The organism is Mycobacterium sp. NTMscope_Eco_3 (genome assembly GCF_976985685.1).
Window position 1 is genome coordinate 4695212 of sequence record NZ_CDRJYZ010000001.1, and the last position, 18151, is coordinate 4713362.

An 18151-nucleotide genomic window follows, 5' to 3' on the forward strand; every position below is an offset into this window, starting at 1 on the left:
GCCCTCCAAGGCCGGCGCGAGCGGTACGGAGAGTGAGGGGTCCTCATGACGAGCGCAGGCACCGGGAGTCGCCAGGACAACTGCGTCTTTGAGTGCGAGGGCGCTCAGGTGCGCGCGCACTATCGGCACCTGGCGACCGTGGTGCATATTCGCGGCGAAATCAATGACGCGAATGTCGACCGCGTCAGTCACCACATTCGGCGTTTCACGCTCGGGGAAAACCCTTTGGTACTCGACGTCGCCGATCTCAGCCAGTTTGCTGAGGCCGCTATCTCGCTCTTATACGCGTTCGACGCCGATTGTCGCGCCGCCGGCGTTGATTGGACGCTGGTGGCCAGCTCGGCGGTCACCGAGGTGCTCGAAGACACCGGTCACGACGTCAGCTTCCCGCTGATGCGCTCTGTTCAGGAGGCGCTGCGCGATCGGGCCGACGCGATCAGGATCCGCCGCCGGATGGCGTTGCCGCTGGTCAGGAAGACGCCGTAGCGCCCGAACGGGCACGCCGCAGCCTGGCTGCTCCGACGACCGCCAGCACGCCGGCGCACGTCAACAACACCAGCGTCAGCAGCAACAGCTGCGGGTCGTAAACCACCGACGTGGTGAAGGGCTGCCCCTCGGCGATGGGCGCGACGGCCACGGTGTGATGCGAGCGCGTCCAGCTGATTCCCGAGCCCGCCAGGGCGGCAACCGCCACGACGAGCTCGACCACCGCCCGGTAGCTGGCGATCATTGCGCGGGCCCGGCCTGGTCATCGGGGAGGTCGTCCCGTTCGTCGTCGATGACATCGGTCCCGGTGGGCTCCACCCGCTCTTGGACCAGGGGCGTCAGGGCCGCCCGCAGCTGACGATGACGACGCGCCCACGCCTGGGCGGTGCGGCCGTTGGTGAGCTTGAGGCCGATACCGATCCGCCCGCGCGGCACCCCGACCAGCTCGCCGAGCGCCCGCGCCGACTGCCACCGCGCCAGCTCCTTGCCGGAGGCTTCGTGGTTCTCGGGCTCGGGATAGACCCTGACGATTTCGCGCACCAAGATCGTCTCAGTGCCCTGGCGCAGGGCGTCTTCGGTCAGCTCGACCGAGACGTGGATCCGCGCCGCCTTCACCTGCAACCCCACGAAGGCCGACACCAAGACCAAGAAGATCGCGGGGACCACGAACGACACCTTGGCACCGCTCCAGATTTCGATCAGGACCATGGCACCCGCCGCGGCGGGGCCGGACGCCACCCACCACCAACTGGCCCCGGGTTCGTAGAACAACGGCTTCGGTTGGGTGTCGCTTCTAGTCGTCTCTGATGTCAAAGCAAGCCCCGTCTCACGAAAGCCACCCTGCCGCATCCGCGGCCCAATAGGTGAGAACGATATCGGCTCCGGCGCGGCGGATGCTCGTCAATGATTCCAGGGCCGCGGCGCGCTCGTCGATCCAATTGTTCGCGGCGGCAGCGCAAATCATCGCGTACTCCCCCGACACCTGGTAGGCGGCCACCGGCACCGGCGAAATCGAGGCCGCCGCGGACACTACGTCCAGATAACCCAATGCCGGCTTCACCATCACGATGTCGGCGCCCTCGTCCAGATCGAGCCGTATTTCGCGGAGCGCCTCGCGGGAATTGCCAGGCTCCTGCTGATAGGTGCGCCGGTCTCCGGACAGGCTGGAACTGACCGCCTCGCGGAACGGGCCGTAGAAGGCCGAGGCGAACTTGGCGGCATAGGCCAGGATCGCCACGTCGGTGTGGCCGGCGGCATCCAGCCCGTCGCGAATCGCGCCGACCTGACCATCCATCATCCCGCTCGGACCCACCACATGAGCGCCCGATTCCGCTTGCGCCACAGCAAGTTTCACGTAGCGCGCCACAGTCGCGTCGTTGTCGACCCGGCCGCGGTCGTCGAGGACGCCGCAGTGGCCGTGGTCGGTGAACTCGTCCAGGCAGGTGTCGGCCATCAACACGGTGGCCTCGCCGAGGTCCTTGGCCAAGTCGCGCAGGGCGACGTTGAGGACGCCGTCGGGGGCGGTACCGGCCGACCCCACCGAGTCCTTGTCCTCGTCGCGCGGCACCCCGAACAGCATCAGCCCGCCCACCCCGGCGGCGACGGCACTGGCGGCCGCGCTGCGCAACGAGTCGCGGGTGTGTTGCACCACCCCCGGCATGGAGGCGATCGGCCGGGGTTCGTCGATGCCGTCGGCGACGAACATCGGCAGCACCAAATGCCTTGGCTCCAGGGACGTTTGCGCGACCAAACGGCGCAACGCCGGGGTTGAGCGGAGCCGACGCGGACGCTGCCGCGGGTAGGACACTAGCGCCTGCGGCTCTTTTTGCGCGGCGGTGGGAGCGCGCCCTCGGCGCGCAACCGCGCGGCGTGTTCGGCCAAAGCGTCGACCAGCGGACCGACCGCGGCCGTCTCGGGCTGGACATCCACCCGCAGCCCGAACTCGGCGGCGGTCTCGGCGGTCTTGGGACCGATGCAGGCGATGATCGTCCGCGCGTGCGGCTTGCCGGCGATACCGACCAGGTTGCGCACCGTGGAGCTGGACGTAAAGCACACCGCGTCGAACCCGCCGGTCTTGATCATTTCCCGCGTCTCCGCCGGCGGCGGTGCGGCCCGCACCGTCCGGTAGGCGGTGACATCCTCGATCTCCCAACCGCGTTCGCGCAGACCCTCGGCCAGCGTCTCGGTGGCGATGTCCGCCCGCGGCAGCAAGACCCGGTTGACCGGATCGAAAACGCTGTCGTAGGGCGGGAAGTCGTCGAGCAGACCGAGCGAGGATTGCTCGCCGGCCGGCACCAGCTCGGGGCTGATCCCGAACGCCCGGACCCGGTCGGCGGTCGACTCGCCCACGCAGGCGATCTTCACCCCGGAGAACGCGCGTGCGTCCAGACCGAACTCGCCGAACTTCTCCCACACCGCGCGCACCGCGTTGGTGGAGGTGAACACCACCCACTGGAATCGGCCGTCGACCAATCCCTTGACGGCCCGCTCCATCTGCGCGGGGCTGCGTGGCGGCTCGACGGCGATGGTCGGCACCTCGATCGGCAGCGCCCCATAGGACGTCAGCCGCTCGCTCATCTCGCCGGCCTGGTCCTTGGTGCGGGGCACCAACACGGTCCAGCCGTACAGGGCGCGGCTCTCCCACCAGTTCAGCTTCGCCCGGCTGGACACCGTCTTGCCGATGGTCACCACCAGCGGACCGGTCAGCGGACCCGCCGGGTCGGTGCCGCCCAGCACGGCCGAGTCGGTCAGCCCGTGCAGCGTCGTCTCGATGGAACGCTGCTGGCAGGTGGTGCCCTGGGCGGTCACCACGCACGGCGTGTTCTCGGCGAGCTCATGGTCGATCAGGGTGCGCGCCGCGTCGGCCAGATGCGACGACGTGGCCTGCAGAATCAGCGGTCCGGGCGCCGCGGCCAACGCGTCCCAATCCACCTGCGGGTCACGCACGTCGGCCACCGTGTGCGACGAGCCCAGCGGCAGCCCCGCATACGTCGGGACGGCGTTGGCGGGCGCCAGGCCCGGCACGATCTCGATGTGCAGGTGGCTCCGGGCGATCGCGTTGACCTCGGTGATGACGGCGTCGACCGTCAGCGGGTCACCGGCCACCAGCCGCACCACGTCGACGCCCGTCCGCGCCTCGTGGGTCAACGTCTTGGCAACCTCGGCGGGGTCACCCAGCGCCGGGCGGATGTCGGGGCCGCCGGAGATCACCGCCGCCTGCGTCTGGCCTTGGTCGGCGCCGTCGCCGTTGGAGGCGGCCGGGTCGGCGGGGGCCGGGCCGGACACCGGCGGCAGGTCTTTGCCGATCAACGCCAGCACCGGCTCGGGCACGTCAGGGTCGGTGAACACCAGAGCGGCGTTCGTCAGCACCGTGGCGGCCCGGGCCGTCAACAGTCCGGGATCACCGGGGCCGGAGCCCACGTACGTGATGCGGCCGGGTGTCGGCTTACGCCCTCGCGTCGTCATTGTCGCTCCCACGTAACTCGCACTTAATTTCCTCGCGTCGGGTCTTCCCGCGCCCCGCGCATCAGCTCTCGGGCACCTAGCTCGAACAACTCCGCGGCGACCGAAAGCCCGAGCTCTCGTGCCCGACCGGGAGTGCCGATGCCGGATGCGCGGATCACGTCGGACCCGTCCAGCGCCGCCACGCAACCACGCAGCGACAGCTCTTCGAAGATCCGGCCTTCCTCATCGATGGACTCGACCACTTCAGCGATCGCGCCCACCGGTGCGGAGCAGCCGGCCTCCAGTTCGGCCAACAGGGCTCGCTCCGCGGTGACCGACGCACGCGTGTCGGCGTCGTCCAACTCCGCCAGCACTGCCGCCAACCGGCTGTCACCGGCGCGGCATTCGACGGCGAGCGCGCCCTGAGCCGGTGCTGGCAACATCTGCACCGGCTCTAGCGTCTCGGTGACGTCATCGAGGCGCCCAATTCGGGCCAGGCCCGCCCGGGCCACCACGATCGCGTCAAGATCACCACTGCTTACCCTGTTCAACCTGGTATCTAGGTTGCCTCGTAGGGGGCGGATTTCCAAACCGAGACCCAGTGCTCTAAGCTGTGCCGCCCGCCGCGGCGAGGAGGTGCCCACCAGCGAACCCGGTGGCAACTCCCCGAGCACCAGCCCGTCCCGGGCTACCACCGCGTCACGGGGGTCGTTGCGCACGGGTATGGCCGCCACAGCAAACCTCGGATCGTCGGCCGTCGGCAGGTCCTTATGGGAGTGCACCGCGGCGTCCACGCGGCCCTCGTCCATGGCCTCGCGCAGGGCGGTGGTGAAGACACCCACTCCGAGGGATTCGATGGGCCCCGACGACCGGTCCCCGGCGGTGGTGATGGTCACCAGTTCCGCCGGGTGCCCCAAAGCGATGAGGGCGTCTCTGACGATCCCGGCCTGGGTGGTGGCCAGCAGGCTGCCCCGGGTGCCTATCCGGATCACGTTCGCCAATCGGTTACTCGGCCGGTTGCTGCGGTGTGCCCGCGTCGAAACCGTTTGCGATGACTGGCAATTCGCCCGCGGCGACGGCGTCGACGGCGGTCTGGTCGAGTTCGAAAAGCTCGCGCAACGCCTCGGCGTAGCTGTCGCCGCCGGGGGCGCTGGCGAGCTGCTTGATGCGCACCGTCGGCGCGTGCAGCAGCTTGTCCACCACCCGCCGCACGGTGCGCGCGACCTCTTCACGCTGCGCGCTGGCGAGCCCGGGAAGCCGGTTGTCCAGGCGCAGGAGCTCCGCTTCGACCACATCGGCGGCGCGCTGGCGCAGCGCCGTGACCGTCGGCGTGACTTCGGCCATCCGCTGTCCGGCCAGGTAGGCGGCAACCTCGGTGGCCACGATGGTGCGGGCGGCGTTGACGTCGGCCGCGGCCGCGTGGGCCGAGGGCTCATGCTGGACGCGGTCCACATCGACGACCCACACGCCGGGCAGCCCGGCCACCGCCGGGTCGACGTCGCGCGGCATGCCCAAGTCGCAGATCACCAGCGGGTCGGTGGTCTCGTCTCGGTTCGCGGCGGCGAGCGCGTGGTGCACGTCGGCCAGGGAGACCACCGGGCTCACCGCCCCGGTACAACTGACGACGACGTCGGCACCCGCCAGGACGTCGGTGAGCCGTTCCAGCGGCAGCGCGTCGGCCCGCACACCGGTTTCGCGGATCTTGCGGACCAGGCGCTGCGCCCGCGACAGCGACCGGTTGAGCACGTGGACCTGGGCGATGCCGGCGCGGGACAGGTGCGCCGCGGCCAGGGCGCCCATCGCCCCGGCGCCGACCAGCACGGCGGTGCGCCCCGACAGCCCACCCAGCCGGCGTTCGGCCATGTTCAGGGCGACCGACACCACCGAGGCGCCGGCCGCGTCGATCGCGGTCTCGGAGTGCACCCGCTTGCCGACCGACAGCGCCCGCTGGGCCAGCTCGTGCAGGACCCGGCCGACCGTGCGGTTCGTCTCGGCGGTGGCGTACGCGCGACGCACCTGACCGAGCACCTGCTGCTCGCCGATCACCGCCGAATCCAGGCCGCTGGCCACGGCGAACAGGTGCTCGACGGCGGCCTCGCTGTATCGGACGTAGGCGTATTTGGTGATGTCGGTCATCGACATCCCGGAATGTTCCGACAGCACCTGCCCGATCACCGCGAGCCCGCCGTGGAACGCGTCCACCACGGCATAGACCTCGACCCGGTTGCATGTCGACAGCACCATCGCCTCGGTCACCAGCGGCGACTGCAACACCCGGTCGACGATCTTGCCTTGATCGGACTCGTCGATGCTGAGTTGTTCCAGGACGGAGACCGGCGCACTGCGGTGCGAAACCCCGAAGAGCAAGACGCTCACGGCAGCATCACCTGGCCAGCTCCCTTGCATCCTCCAGTAACTGAACTGCTGTCCACGGTAAACGTTTATCAGCTGGGCTACCAAATAATTGCCCGGCGCCCAGCCGGCCGCCCTGTCAGCGGGCGAGATCCGCGCGCAACCGGGGCTCGTCAAGCTCCCAGTAGCTGTGTTCGCGGCCGTCGAGCAGGACCACCGGCAGCCGGTCACCGAACTCGGCCCGCAGCGCGGGGTTGCCCTCCGCGGCCGCGGCGTCGACGTCAGTCGTCGCCAGATCGAAGCCCAGTTCACCGGCCAAAACGACCAGCCGGGCGTGGAGGCGCTCGCAGATGGTGCACCCGTCGCGGGTCAACAACTCCACCTGCGGCCGGCCGGGCGCTTGGGTCATGGGCATCAGTGTGTCATTAGCGACTTGTGGGGCCGCCTACCAGGAGTTATGTTCCGGCTATGGCCGACAACACGGTGCGGGTCGATCCGGTGGTGATGCAGGGCGCCGCCGTCTCCCTGAGCGGTGCGGCCGAGCATCTTTCGGCTCAACTGTCGCAGCTCGACGATCAGATCGGCCAGATGTTGGGCGGTTGGCAGGGCGCGGCCGGGGGTGCCTACGCCTCGGCGTGGGAGCTGTGGCACAAGGGCGCGCGCGAGGTCGAGCTCGGGTTGTCGATGCTGGCGCATCTGGTGGGCCAGGCCGGCGGGGCGTATCAGAGCAACGAGACCGGGTCCGCCCAGGCGGAGCGGGCGGTGCGCGATGGCTGAGGCGTTTCGGGTGGATCCGCAGGCGTTGGCCGACGCGGTGCAGCGGATGGCGGCGTTTCAACGGTATGCCGAAGACATGATCGCCGAAATCGATTCTCGCGTAACGCGTTTGCACGCGACATGGTCGGGAGATGCCGCCGCGGCCCACGCCGAGGCGCATCAGCACTGGGTGCGCGGTGAGGCGATGATGCGCGAGGCGCTGGCGCAGCTCGAGAAGGTCGCCACGACCGCGCACGGCAACTACACCGGCGCGATGTCGACGAATCTCGGTATGTGGTCGTGACTGCATGGCGCCGCTGGCGTGTGACCCGACTGCCCTAGATCGCGCCGGCGCGACGGTACTTTCCACCGGTGTCTCGTTGGGATCGGTGATCTCGACGTTGACCACGGCGCTCGCCGGCAGTGCGGGCATGGCCGGTGACGATCCGGTCGGTGCGTCGCTGGGCCGCGCTTACAACGGTGCGGCGGCCAAGGTGATCGAGGCGATGACCAGTACCCGCAATGGGCTGTGCAGCATCGGCGACGGCGTGCGGATGTCGGCCCACAACTATGCGCTGGCCGAGGCGATGTCGGATGTGACGGGCCGCGCCGGCGGCTTGCCGACGCCGCCGGTGACCGCGCCGCTGGCCGCGGCGTCTCATCCGCCGTCGGCCGTGGGTGCCGGCAGCGGCGCCCCGGCGGGCTGGAGCTGGGTCGCGCCGTATATCGGAATGATCTGGCCCACTGGCGATTCGGCGAAGTTGCGCGCGGCCGCGGCGGCGTGGACGACTGCGGGCGTCAACTTTATGACGACCGAGATCGCGGCCGGTGGCGGCACGATGGCTGCCATTGCCGCGCAGCAGATTCCCGAGGCCGCCGCCATCAACAAAGCGTTGGCTGATGCGTCTGGCGCCACCAACAGCGTTGCGCGGCAATGCCAAACGATCGCCGCGCAGCTCAACAGCTACGCGGCCAAGATCGACCAGGTCCACGCGGCGATCCTGGATCTGCTGTCCCGCATTTGTGATCCGCTGACCGGGATCAAAGAGGTGTGGGATCTGCTGACCGATGAAGACGAAGACGAGATCAAGAGGATCGCCGACGACATCAAAACAGTGGTCAACAGCTTTTCCCATGAAGCCGAAACGCTGGGCGGCCAGATCGAGGCCACCATGTCAGCGGCCGCCACCGCGGCAGAAGATATGGCCCACTGGGCGGGTAAGGAGTGGGACCACTTTTTGCACGGGACGCCGGTCGGCAGGGCACTCAACCAGGTCGGCCAGACCCTCAAAGGCGTCGGCATCGAGGGCTACGACTTTCTCGAGCAGCTCGCGAAGTTCAGCCCGAACCGGCTTCAGACCGATCCGATCGGTTACGCCAAAGACGTGTACGGCATGGCCTCCGGGGCCGCGCCACTGGTCGGCTTGGGCCCCGACGGTGGGCCCGGAGTCGCCGACTCGTGGAAAGCGCTCGGAAAGGACGTCACCCACTGGGACGAGTGGGGCAAAAACCCGGCCGAGGCTCTCGGAAAATCGCTCTTCGATGTGGCAACGCTGGCCTTGCCGGGCGGACCACTTTCCAAGGTGGGCAAAGCGGGCAGCCGGGCGGCCGATGTGTTGAAGGGTTTGAAGAAGCCGCCCGAGATTCCCAAGCCTCCGTCGATCAAGCCGCCGGAGGTGAAACCGCCGGAGGTGAAACCGCCGGAGGTCAAACCGCCGGAGGTCAAACCGCCGGAGGTCAAGCCGCCGGAACCAGGCCATCCCGCGCCAGCTCCTTCGGGCAAGCCGGCACCGGGCCCCGCCGACGGCCCCCTGCCGCACAGCCCCACCGAATCCAAGCCGCCGGTCGGCGGGACACCTCACAGCGGCGAACCGAAACCGATTGCGGTCCCACCAGAATCGGGGGGCAAGCCACCGGTATCGGCCCCCGCAGAAGCCACACCATCGCCCCATCCGCAGCCGCACGAGCCTGCCACGCGGGTACCACCCACGGTGCCGCCAGCGGCCGCGCCCGCCGCTTCAACCCCGGCAGCCTCGATGCCGGCGGCCTCGGCTCCTTCGATGCCATCGATGCCGTCTTTGCCGGAGCCGCCGTCGGTTCCCTCTGTCCCCGCGGGCAGCCTCCCCGCCGAAACGCCTCCCGGCCTCGGCGAGGTGCCTCACGGCGGGGAGCCTCCTGCCCATCCGCCCGAACCGCCTGGCGGCGGTTCACACCCGCCCGGCGAAGGTGGCGGACCACACCAACCTGGTGATGGCGGAGGGCCACACCCGCCCGGGGACGGCGGAGGGCCACATCAACCTGGGGACGGCCATACAACCGGCGACGGTAACGGGTCGCACGACCCACACCCAGGCGATGACGGCAATTCACCCGGTGACCACCATTATGGCGACGGCAGCGACATTGGTCCGCCCAAGGCGAGGGACGTTTTCCCCGATGCAAAAGAATTCGGCGAACTCTCCGAACACCAATATCGAGAACTTTTTGAAGACGAAAACGGCAACCTCAGATATCCGGACGTCAATGATCCGGAAAAGCCCTACGCTATTCCGGGGACCGTCCGAGACCTTACTCCCTCAGAAATTGCATCGTTGCATGGAAAATGGCTAGACCGCATTGGCAGTCCGACCGGAAACTGGCTGGCTTTCGAAGGGGCCCCGTATGAGGGGCGTTCGTTGCCTCACACTAGCCTTGAGAAGTTGTATCACGCTTACAAAGTTGACGCGTCAGTGGGTCTTCCGGCAGGTTGGAAAATCGAGTTTTCTAAAACAGCGCCGTGGTTTGGCCACCCAGGCGGTGAGCCTCAGCTTCTTTTAGTGGCGCCAGAAGGCGCGGAGGCTAGTGTCCAAGAGCTTGTCGACACCGGATTTTTAAATGAATACCATCACTAGTGGGAGCAAAAAATGACCAATTGTCATATCAACCTTAGCGCGTTCCCCCCAGTGCTACACCGAATTATTAAGTCATGGTACTCATGGCAGGAGATCTACCTTCGCAAAATGGGCAAACCTCTGCCGGAAGGTGACTTCACCGCTGAAAGGCACAACCAGCACCTGGACTGGGGAACAAGGCCCCCGACGATGAGCGACGCCACGAGCCTTTGCTTCCTTGATGATTACGAACTTGCCTACTATATCCTCATTGACGAGAATCAATGCTATATCGACAAGCAGTCTCGCGGCTCGCGTAAACGTTACTGGATGTTTCGCCGATTCGAGGACGCCGAGAAGTATGCGCTCTTTTTAATTAGCCAAGCAGCGCGACCAGGAAGATACAGCGATTCCCCAAGCTATCGTTGGTACCAAGAAGGCTTGGACCCGAGGACAACTCTCACCAAACCCGATCCTGTAAGTTATCCCGGTCGGGTGAGTATTACCGTAGACCACGAACCGACCGACAGAGGATGGATGCCCGAACACGATGCGGTCGCAGCATCACATCTGATCGTCCTCAGTTTCGAAGAACTTGATGAAACCCTTCGCCAGGGGATTCCACCTGACTGGTTTAGCTGGGACATCACCGGCGCTTGAAGGCACTCATCTCCCTTAACAAGCAAAGGCCTGCCGCCGTCCCGACTTGTGACATGCAGCCGTCCTCAGATGAATTTTCTATTAGAACCCCTGGCCTGCCAACGTTTATGGCGCCTGTCGCGGAATCTAGGTCGCACCGGCTGAAAAAGAAACATCTGTATCCGGTTGAGACTCTTCAGCTGAGGTGCAGGTCCTCCTGCAATCGTTCGATGATCGACCGGCACGTCCCAAGAGCATGCCAGGACAGCACCACTCCTCACGTTCTAGCTCGTGACAACGGTGCCGGCTGGAACCCATGCGACTCAACGCCCGCGCCCGGGACACGTCAACGCCCCCACGCCATCTGCCCGATAAGGTCGGGTATCGGGCACCCACTGGGTCGCCAGGCAGCGCAGCGATCTCGGAGTCGGGCGATGGCTTCCACTGGCCGGTCAACGCGGGCCACTCCGGTTACAGTGACTCGGAGTCGCCGGCCGCAGACGCCAGCATGGCCCGCCATCGAGGCAAGCCGGAAGACGCCGCCACACAGGGGCCGCCCGCAGCTCCCGACCTACGTCAGGCCGCCGCCTGTTTCGACGTGCACGACACGTGGCGCAGAGCTCCTCGGCGTGCATTTCAGCCACGTGCTGGCCTCGCGTAACTACTTCACCTACCGACATCCTCGGATTCTTCTATCGCCAAGCCGAGTTTCGGCGCTCGGGCAGTTAGGACGTTTCAACGCCGACTATCTGTTCCGCGCGCACCTTCTCGTCATGACGGGAGTTCCCAATGAGCAAAAAGATTGCCGGTAAGACTTTTTCGACGCCAGAAGAAGCTGGCGTTACCGCGCCAACGGCAGAAGAATTAGCGCGCGCAAGGAAGGGCTTCGATGAATTTCAGGCCAGAGTCGACGCGGTTGCGTCCGAAGACCGCAAAACAGACGTCTCGCCGAAATTTTGGGATGACACATCCGGTACCGAGTTCGATCCCGACAAGAAAGCTTAGGCTCGTTTCCTGAACCGACGCCCACGGACAAGTCTTATCGCGCCCCGACCAAATGGGCCCGCCGAGCCACGAGTGTGACGCTGCAGTCACACTCGGCGTCGAACGTGACTGCAGCGTCACGTTCGGCAGCCGGCAGCCCGAGGCATCAGCCCGGCAGCCGGACAGCCGGGTAGCCGACGACCCAGCCATACCCGCCCCCTCGTCATCTGCCCGATAGGGTTGTGTATCGGGCACCCGCTGGGTCACCAGGCAACACAGCGATCTAGGAGGTTGGGCGATGACTTCCTTTGACCCGGTCAACGCAGACCACACCGGCTACGTCGACCTGGAGTCGCTGGGCGCGGACGCCAGCGCGGCCCGCGCGATCGAGGGCATGCAGGAAGCCGCCGCCAGCCAGGACCGTCCGCAACCCCCGATCGACCTCACCGCCGCCGCCTTCTTCGATGTCGACAACACCCTGGTGCAGGGCTCCTCGGCGGTGCACTTCGGCCGTGGGTTAGCCACGCGCAACTACTTCACCTATCGCGATGTCCTCGGATTCATCTACGCCCAGGCCAAGTTTCAGGTCCTCGGCAAGGAGAACAGCAACGACGTCGCCGCGGGCCGGCGCAAGGCGCTCGCCTTCATCGAGGGCAGGTCGGTCGAGCAGCTGGTGGCCTTGGGCGAGGAGATCTACGACGAGATCATCGCCGACAAGATCTGGCCCGGCACCCGCGAGCTGACGCAAATGCATCTGGACGCCGGCCAGCAGGTGTGGCTGATCACCGCCACCCCCTACGAGCTCGCCGCGACCATCGCGCGACGCCTCGGCCTGACCGGCGCGCTGGGCACCGTCGCGGAATCGGTCGACGGGGTCTTCACCGGCAGGCTGGTCGGTGACATCCTGCACGGCGCCGGCAAGGCGCACGCGGTGCGCTCGCTGGCAATTCGCGAGGGGCTCAACCTGAAACGCTGCACCGCCTACTCCGACAGCTACAACGATGTGCCCATGCTGTCGCTGGTGGGGACCGCGGTCGCCATCAATCCCGACGCCCGCCTGCGCGCCCTGGCCCGGGAGCGCGGATGGGAGATTCGCGACTTCCGCACCGCCCGCAAGGCGGCGCGGATCGGGGTGCCGTCGGCGTTGGCGCTGGGCGCGGCCGGGGGTGCGCTGGCCGCGGTGGCCTCTCGGCGGCAATCACGCTGATAGGCTGCGCCGCTGAGACATCTTCGAGCGGAGAGCACAGCGGCATGACAGTCCCCAAAGAAGCCGAAGGACTTATCGGCAGCCATTACCGCGCACCGGACTACTTCGAGGTCGGTCGCGAAAAGATCCGTGAGTTCGCCCAGGCGATCAAAGACGACCACCCGGCGCATTTCGACGAGAATGAATCCCGGAAGGCGGGGTACACCGAGATGGTGGCGCCGCTGACGTTCCTCGCGATTGCCGGGCGCCGCGTGCAGTTGGAGATCTTCACCAAGTTCAGCATCCCCATCAACATCGCCAGGGTCATCCACCGCGACCAGAAGTTCAAGTTCTACCGCCCGATCCTGGCTCACGATAGGCTTTACTTCGACACCTACCTAGACTCGGTCATTGAGTCCCACGGCACCGTGCTGGCGGAGATCCGCAGCGAAGTGACCGATGCCGATGGAAAGCCGATCGTCACCAGCGTTGTCACAATGCTGGGGGAAGCCGCAAACCAGGCCGACACCGAAGCAACCGCCGCGGCAGTTGCATCAATATCCGCAGGAAAGATAGGGGCGTCGTAAATGTCACCACAGGGGGAAACGGGAACGCAGCTGCATCCGCCGGTCGAGGCCGTGCGATCCCACTACGACAAGTCGAACGAATTCTTCAAGCTGTGGCTTGACCCCTCGATGACGTACAGCTGTGGCTACTTTGACGAGAATCCCGATCCGCAGAATCTGACCAAGACGCTGGAAGAGGCGCAGTACGCCAAGCGCAAGCTCGCTCTGGACAAGCTGAACCTCGAGCCCGGCATGACGCTGCTCGACATCGGCAGCGGCTGGGGCTCGACGATGCGGCACGCGGTGGCCGAATACGACGTCAACGTGATCGGGTTGACGCTGAGCGAGAACCAGTACGCCCACTGCGTCGCCGAGTTCGAAAAGATGGACAGCCCCCGCCGTAAAGAGGTGCGGATCCAGGGCTGGGAGGAATTCCCCGGCGACGTGCCGATCGACCGGATCGTGTCGCTGGGCGCGTTCGAGCACTTCGCCGACGGCGCCGGTGACGCCGGGTACGAGCGCTACGCCACCTTCTTCAAGAAGTACTACGACCTGCTGCCCGACGACGGCCGCATGCTGCTGCACTCGATCGTGGTCCCCAGCCGCGAAGAGGGCAACGCGATGGGGTTGAAGGTCAACATGACCCTGCTCCGGTTCATCAGCTTCATCTTGAAGGAGATCTACCCGGGCGGAAAGTTGCCCCAGGTCGACCTGGTCGACAGGTACGCGACGGACGCGGGTTTCAAGATCGAGCGGCACCACTTCATCGGCAAGAACTACGTGCCGACGCTGACCGCCTGGGGCGATGCGCTCGAGGCGCACAAGGAAGAGGCGATTGCCCTGAAGGGGCAGGAGACCTACGACATCTACTTGAAGTACTTGCGGGGCTGCTCGGACCTGTTCCGCGACGGCTACACGAACGTCTGCCAGTTCACCATGGTGAAGTAGCCGACGTCTTCAAAGGTCAACGCCACCACGGATTTCCGTGGTGGCGTTTCCTTTTGGCCCCCGCGGCTCAGCGGGAAAAGGCTCAGCCGAAGAAGATGTTGCGACGGCCGGCCAGCAACCGGTACAGCGTCTGCTGGATGGTCTCGCGCACCTGATCGGTCAGCTCGAAGGTGACCATCGGGTCGTCGGCGTCGGAGGCCGCATAGTCGTCGGTGTAAATCGGCTCACCGAACGCGATGTGCCATTTCGACGGCAGCGGCACCAGGCCCACGGGCCCGGCCAACGGGAACAGCGGCGTGATCGGGAAGTACGGCAGCCCGAACAGCCGCGCCAGCAGCTTGACGTCCGTCAGCATCGGGTAGATCTCTTCGGACCCGATGATCGAGCAGGGGATGATCGGCGCCTTGGTCCGCAGCGCGGCGGTGACGAACCCGCCGCGGCCGAACCGCTGCAGCCGGTAGCGGTCCTCGAACCGCTTCCCCAGCCCCTTGTAGCCCTCCGGGAACACGGCGGTGAGCTCGCCGGCGGCGAGCAGTCGGTGCGCGTCCGTCGTGCAGGCCATGGTGTGGCCGGCCTTGCGGGCCGCCTCGCCCACCACGGGCAGGTCGAACACCATGTCGGCGGCGAGCAGCCGCAGCTCACGATGCGCGCGATGCTCGTCGTGCACCGCCACCGACAACATCAACCCGTCGAACGGCAACACCCCGGCGTGATTGGCGACCACCAACGCGGCGCCGTCGGCGGGCAGGTTCTCGATCCCGCTCACCTCGACCCGGAACCAGGACCGGAAGAACAGCCGCAGCAGCGGCCGGACGATCGCGCTGTTGAAGTGCGGATCGAAGCCGAACTCGTCGACACTGTAGTCACCCGTCAGCCGCTGGCGCAGGAATCCGGCGACCGACGCGACGCGCTGCGCCAGCTCATTCAGCGGCGCCTCGCCGGACGATGCCCCCGTGGCACGGCGGTGCTCGTCGATTTCGCGAACCACCGCGGCGATCTGCTCCGCCGACGCGCGGCCGCTCGGATCGGTCAACAACGACGGGTGCTGGCGGGCTGACTCTGCTCGTTGATCGGCTCTCCGGCGCGCTGCTACCCGGCCCCGATTCGTATGCAGTGGAATGACATTCGCTCTGGTTTCACCCGCCACGATACCTACCTGACCCCACCCCACGGAATTGGATTTCGGCTACCCCAGCGCTGGGCTAGAGATATGGCGCGACCTTCCAAGGAGCGTACCCGATCTGGGTCGATTATGGGAGTCAGGCCTCGGCCGCGAACGTAGTCGTCGAAGGCCTCCGCCGTCGTCCATTTCGGCTGGTAGTTGAGTTCTGAGCGCATCCGGCTGGTGTCCATGACGCGGCCGTAACTCAAATAATCAAACTGATCGCGGCTGATCTCGTTGTAGCGGTTGGCGCGGCGCAGCGAATCCAGCGCCCAAACGCCGAAACCCGGTACGGGCAAAGGGATCCGGCCCGCCCGACGGATCGCCTGCGACAGCATGATGATGCCGTCGGCGCCGATGTTGAACGTGCCCGCCTTGCCGGCCATGGCCGCGCGCTCGAGCGCACCGAGGGCGTCCTGCTCGTGCAGCAACTGCAGCCGGGCGCCGCGGCCGAACATCGTCGGCACCAAAGGCCCGGCGAGATAACGCGACAACGTCGTGTCCATCGCCGGACCGATCATGTTGGCCAGCCGCAAGATCGTCACGGCGATGTCGGGCCGGCGCCGCCCCAATCCGCGCGCATAGGCTTCGATGTCGAGGCTGTCCTTGGCGAAACCGTCGCGGAAGGGCCGACGGCTGGTGCTGTCCTCGGTGAACATCACAGGATCGTGGGCGCTCGAGCCGTACACCTCCGACGTCGACTTGAGCACCACGCGGCGCACCGAGGGGGCCTTTTGACAGGCCGCGAACAGCTGCATCGCGCCCATCACGTTGATCTCTTTGAGCGCCGCGGTGCCGCCGGAGCGCGGCGCGTACGACGCGGCCGCCGCGTGCACCACCGTGTCGACGTCGCCGTTGCGAATCACCTTGGCAATAAAGGGATTACGGATGTCAGCGCGGACGAACTCGGCGCGTCCCATGCGGCGCAGCATGTCTTTGCTGGGGGCGATCGCGTCCACCGCGATGACGCCTTTGATCATCGGGTTCTGCGCGAGCCGAGCCGTCAGGTAGCCGCCCAGAAACCGGCAGGCACCGGTGACCAGCACGATTTTGGGGTAATGCGCCGCATTGCCGGAGGTGTCGTCCGGCCCGGTGTTCTCCCCATTCGACGCATCCACCCGAACAGCCTAGCCGTCGGCGAGACGGCCGCACTATGGCGCGTTGCGACCAGTTAGGGCCTTTTTACGGTGGCCTTATGACGGCCTTAGGAAGGCCGCAGCGGGGGTTACTTGCCGAGTTTTCTGCGCTGCACCCGGGTGCGACGCAGCAGCTTGCGGTGCTTCTTCTTCGACATACGCTTGCGCCGCTTCTTGATTACTGAACCCATGAACTCCGCTATCTAGACCGAGACCTGCTTCAAAGATTGGACCCGGTCACTTTACCCAGCCGGACGCACCCAACGCCAAACCGGCGTCGCCTGATCGGCGCGCAACCGCGAAGCCAGCAGCCGCCCGAAAGCGGCCACCGGTTCGGGTCAGCCGGCGTCGAAGTAGGACGTCTCGAGCATGTCGTGGACGGCCTTGGCGTGCACCCGGAAGGACCGGCCCACCCGAACCGCGGGCAGTTCACCGTTGTGCACCAACCGGTAGACCGTCATCTTGGACACCCGCATCAACGCCGCCACCTCGGCGACGGTGAGGAATTGCGTCCTGCCCTGCTGGCCATCGACGGAACTGGTATCCCGTGGCTTACCTGCAGAATCTCGCGTTGATGGCCCATTCGTAGACGTCATCGCAACCCAATCGTGTCAGGCACGCGCATGCCAGCGGCTTCCCCTCCGCTGGCACCCACACGTGCTTACAAAGAGGAGAATAGCGGGACTGATGGGGTTACTGGTACTGGTGGGGGACAATCAGTTCAAAAAACTTGGATTACTCTGATGTAATTCTTAGCTGCTCAGAGCGCATTTTCGCGGCCTGAACCGCCGCGTCGACGGCCGCTCGCAGGCCTCCCCGTTCCAGCTCGCGCAGCGCCGCCGCCGTGGTCCCGCCGGGCGAGGTCACCGTCGCCCGCAGCTGCGTCGCGGTGGCGTCCACCCGCATGCCGGGCGCCTCGAGCTCGCCGAGCCGACGGTCGGCGTCCATCCGTTCCAGCAGCATCGCCGCCGCGCCGGCCATGGTCTGCGCGGTCAAGTCGCCGGCCACCTCGCGGCTCAGGCCCGCCGCGACGCCGGCGTCGATGAGGGCCTCGACCATCAGGAAGAAATACGCCGGACCGGAGCCCGACAGCGCCGTGACGGCGTCCATTTGGCCCTCGGGAACGTTCAGCACCCCGCCCACGGAGTCGAACAGGGCCGAGACGCCCTCCAGCTGCGGCGGGGTGACGAACCTGCCCTTGGCCAGGGCCGTGACCCCCGCGCCCACCAGCGCCGCCGTATTCGGCATGGCCCGCACCACCGGGGTCCCGGCCGGGAGTTTGGATTCGAAGTAGGCGATGGTGACGCCGGCCGCGACCGTGACGAACACCTGCTCGGCGGTATCGCTCTCCGCCGCGCCGGCCGCCCGCGCGACCTCCGACATCACCGACTCGATGTCGGCGGGCTTCACCGCGACCACGACGAACGACGCGTTTTCCACCGCCTCGGCCACCGAGGTGATCAGCACCGAATAGGTATCGGCCAGATACTTGGCACGCTCGGGCACCCGCTCGACCACCACCAGGTCCTTGACCTGCCGGCCGGCGCGCAGCAGACCCGACAGCAGTGCCTCCCCGATGCTGCCGCCACCGATGATCGCGATTCTTGCCATGCCCGACAGCA

Annotated in this window: 21 protein-coding genes; 9 read left to right on the forward strand and 12 right to left on the reverse strand. The window is 66.6% G+C overall.

What is annotated here, in order from left to right; all coding sequences use genetic code 11:
• Nucleotides 1-45: 45 nt before the first annotated feature.
• A complete protein-coding gene (locus AC0KTM_RS21700; protein WP_472416647.1) occupies nucleotides 46-486 on the forward strand; it encodes an STAS domain-containing protein in 441 nt (146 codons plus the stop codon).
• Here AC0KTM_RS21700 and AC0KTM_RS21705 read toward each other — a convergent pair.
• The 7 genes from AC0KTM_RS21705 to AC0KTM_RS21735 form a co-directional block, all read right to left on the reverse strand.
• Nucleotides 470-730 carry a hypothetical protein gene (locus AC0KTM_RS21705; RefSeq protein ID WP_472416649.1) on the reverse strand — a complete coding sequence of 87 codons (261 nt, stop codon included), beginning with the start codon at nucleotides 728-730 and terminating at the stop codon, nucleotides 470-472. The two genes, AC0KTM_RS21700 and AC0KTM_RS21705, sit on opposite strands and share 17 nt — an antisense overlap.
• Nucleotides 727-1257, reverse strand: a complete 531-nt coding sequence (locus AC0KTM_RS21710) for a DUF3093 domain-containing protein (RefSeq protein WP_472417533.1) — start codon at nucleotides 1255-1257, stop codon at nucleotides 727-729. The genes AC0KTM_RS21705 and AC0KTM_RS21710 overlap by 4 nt, the downstream gene beginning before the upstream one ends.
• Before the next feature lie 55 nt (nucleotides 1258-1312).
• Entirely contained in the window at nucleotides 1313-2293 is a 981-nt protein-coding gene (gene hemB / locus AC0KTM_RS21715) for a porphobilinogen synthase (protein WP_472416651.1), read from the reverse strand.
• On the reverse strand, nucleotides 2293-3951 hold the full coding sequence (locus AC0KTM_RS21720; RefSeq protein WP_225328797.1) for a bifunctional uroporphyrinogen-III C-methyltransferase/uroporphyrinogen-III synthase: 1659 nt from the start codon (nucleotides 3949-3951) through the stop codon (nucleotides 2293-2295). Before AC0KTM_RS21720 ends, hemB begins: the two co-directional genes overlap by 1 nt.
• A 23-nt stretch (nucleotides 3952-3974) precedes the next feature.
• Nucleotides 3975-4922: a hydroxymethylbilane synthase gene (hemC, locus tag AC0KTM_RS21725; protein WP_225328821.1), complete on the reverse strand. Its 948-nt coding sequence runs from the start codon at nucleotides 4920-4922 to the stop codon at nucleotides 3975-3977.
• 13 nt (nucleotides 4923-4935) lie between these two features.
• Nucleotides 4936-6306, reverse strand: coding sequence for a glutamyl-tRNA reductase (locus AC0KTM_RS21730; RefSeq protein WP_238956919.1), 1371 nt, complete (start codon nucleotides 6304-6306; stop codon nucleotides 4936-4938).
• A gap of 115 nt (nucleotides 6307-6421) precedes the next feature.
• Nucleotides 6422-6691, reverse strand: a complete 270-nt coding sequence (locus AC0KTM_RS21735; RefSeq protein ID WP_225328795.1) for a glutaredoxin family protein — start codon at nucleotides 6689-6691, stop codon at nucleotides 6422-6424.
• 59 nt (nucleotides 6692-6750) lie between these two features.
• Here AC0KTM_RS21735 and AC0KTM_RS21740 point away from each other — a divergent pair, with 59 nt between their 5' ends.
• The 8 genes from AC0KTM_RS21740 (at nucleotide 6751) to AC0KTM_RS21775 (ending at nucleotide 14231) form a co-directional block, all read left to right on the forward strand.
• Nucleotides 6751-7059: a WXG100 family type VII secretion target gene (locus AC0KTM_RS21740; protein ID WP_472416653.1), complete on the forward strand. Its 309-nt coding sequence runs from the start codon at nucleotides 6751-6753 to the stop codon at nucleotides 7057-7059.
• Nucleotides 7052-7342 carry a WXG100 family type VII secretion target gene (locus tag AC0KTM_RS21745; RefSeq protein ID WP_225328793.1) on the forward strand — a complete coding sequence of 97 codons (291 nt, stop codon included), beginning with the start codon at nucleotides 7052-7054 and terminating at the stop codon, nucleotides 7340-7342. The genes AC0KTM_RS21740 and AC0KTM_RS21745 overlap by 8 nt, the downstream gene beginning before the upstream one ends.
• 4 nt (nucleotides 7343-7346) lie before the next feature.
• Nucleotides 7347-9929: a TNT domain-containing protein gene (locus AC0KTM_RS21750; protein WP_472416655.1), complete on the forward strand. Its 2583-nt coding sequence runs from the start codon at nucleotides 7347-7349 to the stop codon at nucleotides 9927-9929.
• A 108-nt stretch (nucleotides 9930-10037) separates the two neighbouring features.
• Complete coding sequence (locus AC0KTM_RS21755) at nucleotides 10038-10568, forward strand: hypothetical protein (RefSeq protein WP_472416657.1); 531 nt, start codon at nucleotides 10038-10040, stop codon at nucleotides 10566-10568.
• Between the two features lie 768 nt (nucleotides 10569-11336).
• Nucleotides 11337-11552 (forward strand): hypothetical protein, encoded by a 216-nt coding sequence (locus tag AC0KTM_RS21760; protein ID WP_225328790.1) that lies wholly within the window; start codon nucleotides 11337-11339, stop codon nucleotides 11550-11552.
• Nucleotides 11553-11829: 277 nt separating this feature from the next.
• On the forward strand, nucleotides 11830-12738 hold the full coding sequence (locus AC0KTM_RS21765; RefSeq protein ID WP_225328789.1) for an HAD family hydrolase: 909 nt from the start codon (nucleotides 11830-11832) through the stop codon (nucleotides 12736-12738).
• A gap of 44 nt (nucleotides 12739-12782) precedes the next feature.
• A complete protein-coding gene (locus AC0KTM_RS21770) occupies nucleotides 12783-13304 on the forward strand; it encodes an FAS1-like dehydratase domain-containing protein (RefSeq protein ID WP_225328788.1) in 522 nt (173 codons plus the stop codon).
• On the forward strand, nucleotides 13305-14231 hold the full coding sequence (locus tag AC0KTM_RS21775) for a cyclopropane mycolic acid synthase family methyltransferase (protein WP_225328787.1): 927 nt from the start codon (nucleotides 13305-13307) through the stop codon (nucleotides 14229-14231).
• A gap of 82 nt (nucleotides 14232-14313) precedes the next feature.
• On the opposite strand, the gene AC0KTM_RS21780 is transcribed toward AC0KTM_RS21775, so the two are convergent.
• The 5 genes from AC0KTM_RS21780 to proC all read right to left on the reverse strand — a co-directional run bounded on the left by AC0KTM_RS21780 (nucleotide 14314) and on the right by proC (nucleotide 18140).
• The gene (locus tag AC0KTM_RS21780; protein ID WP_225328786.1) at nucleotides 14314-15402 is read right to left on the reverse strand and encodes a lysophospholipid acyltransferase family protein; all 1089 of its coding nucleotides are present in this window, start codon (nucleotides 15400-15402) and stop codon (nucleotides 14314-14316) included.
• Nucleotides 15384-16511, reverse strand: coding sequence for an SDR family oxidoreductase (locus AC0KTM_RS21785; RefSeq protein WP_225328785.1), 1128 nt, complete (start codon nucleotides 16509-16511; stop codon nucleotides 15384-15386). Before AC0KTM_RS21785 ends, AC0KTM_RS21780 begins: the two co-directional genes overlap by 19 nt.
• 107 nt (nucleotides 16512-16618) lie before the next feature.
• Nucleotides 16619-16720 carry a 30S ribosomal protein bS22 gene (locus AC0KTM_RS21790; RefSeq protein ID WP_003402602.1) on the reverse strand — a complete coding sequence of 34 codons (102 nt, stop codon included), beginning with the start codon at nucleotides 16718-16720 and terminating at the stop codon, nucleotides 16619-16621.
• 147 nt (nucleotides 16721-16867) lie between these two features.
• Complete coding sequence (locus AC0KTM_RS21795) at nucleotides 16868-17125, reverse strand: cell division/environmental response transcriptional regulator (RefSeq protein WP_067164836.1); 258 nt, start codon at nucleotides 17123-17125, stop codon at nucleotides 16868-16870.
• Nucleotides 17126-17264: 139 nt separating this feature from the next.
• Nucleotides 17265-18140 carry a pyrroline-5-carboxylate reductase gene (proC, locus tag AC0KTM_RS21800; protein WP_225328784.1) on the reverse strand — a complete coding sequence of 292 codons (876 nt, stop codon included), beginning with the start codon at nucleotides 18138-18140 and terminating at the stop codon, nucleotides 17265-17267.
• Nucleotides 18141-18151 lie beyond the last annotated feature (11 nt).

What these genes read in the sequence shown, in the direction of transcription:
- AC0KTM_RS21700 (WP_472416647.1), top strand. Translation starts at nt 46, where the DNA reads ATGACGAGCGCAGGCACCGGGAGTCGCCAGGACAACTGCGTCTTTGAG.
- AC0KTM_RS21705 (WP_472416649.1), bottom strand. Translation starts at nt 730, where the DNA reads ATGATCGCCAGCTACCGGGCGGTGGTCGAGCTCGTCGTGGCGGTTGCC.
- AC0KTM_RS21720 (WP_225328797.1), bottom strand. Translation starts at nt 3,951, where the DNA reads ATGACGACGCGAGGGCGTAAGCCGACACCCGGCCGCATCACGTACGTG.
- AC0KTM_RS21735 (WP_225328795.1), bottom strand. Translation starts at nt 6,691, where the DNA reads ATGACCCAAGCGCCCGGCCGGCCGCAGGTGGAGTTGTTGACCCGCGAC.
- AC0KTM_RS21740 (WP_472416653.1), top strand. Translation starts at nt 6,751, where the DNA reads ATGGCCGACAACACGGTGCGGGTCGATCCGGTGGTGATGCAGGGCGCC.
- AC0KTM_RS21745 (WP_225328793.1), top strand. Translation starts at nt 7,052, where the DNA reads ATGGCTGAGGCGTTTCGGGTGGATCCGCAGGCGTTGGCCGACGCGGTG.
- AC0KTM_RS21750 (WP_472416655.1), top strand. Translation starts at nt 7,347, where the DNA reads ATGGCGCCGCTGGCGTGTGACCCGACTGCCCTAGATCGCGCCGGCGCG.
- AC0KTM_RS21755 (WP_472416657.1), top strand. Translation starts at nt 10,038, where the DNA reads ATGGGCAAACCTCTGCCGGAAGGTGACTTCACCGCTGAAAGGCACAAC.
- AC0KTM_RS21760 (WP_225328790.1), top strand. Translation starts at nt 11,337, where the DNA reads ATGAGCAAAAAGATTGCCGGTAAGACTTTTTCGACGCCAGAAGAAGCT.
- AC0KTM_RS21765 (WP_225328789.1), top strand. Translation starts at nt 11,830, where the DNA reads ATGACTTCCTTTGACCCGGTCAACGCAGACCACACCGGCTACGTCGAC.
- AC0KTM_RS21770 (WP_225328788.1), top strand. Translation starts at nt 12,783, where the DNA reads ATGACAGTCCCCAAAGAAGCCGAAGGACTTATCGGCAGCCATTACCGC.
- AC0KTM_RS21775 (WP_225328787.1), top strand. Translation starts at nt 13,305, where the DNA reads ATGTCACCACAGGGGGAAACGGGAACGCAGCTGCATCCGCCGGTCGAG.
- AC0KTM_RS21790 (WP_003402602.1), bottom strand. Translation starts at nt 16,720, where the DNA reads ATGGGTTCAGTAATCAAGAAGCGGCGCAAGCGTATGTCGAAGAAGAAG.
- AC0KTM_RS21795 (WP_067164836.1), bottom strand. Translation starts at nt 17,125, where the DNA reads ATGACGTCTACGAATGGGCCATCAACGCGAGATTCTGCAGGTAAGCCA.
- proC (WP_225328784.1), bottom strand. Translation starts at nt 18,140, where the DNA reads ATGGCAAGAATCGCGATCATCGGTGGCGGCAGCATCGGGGAGGCACTG.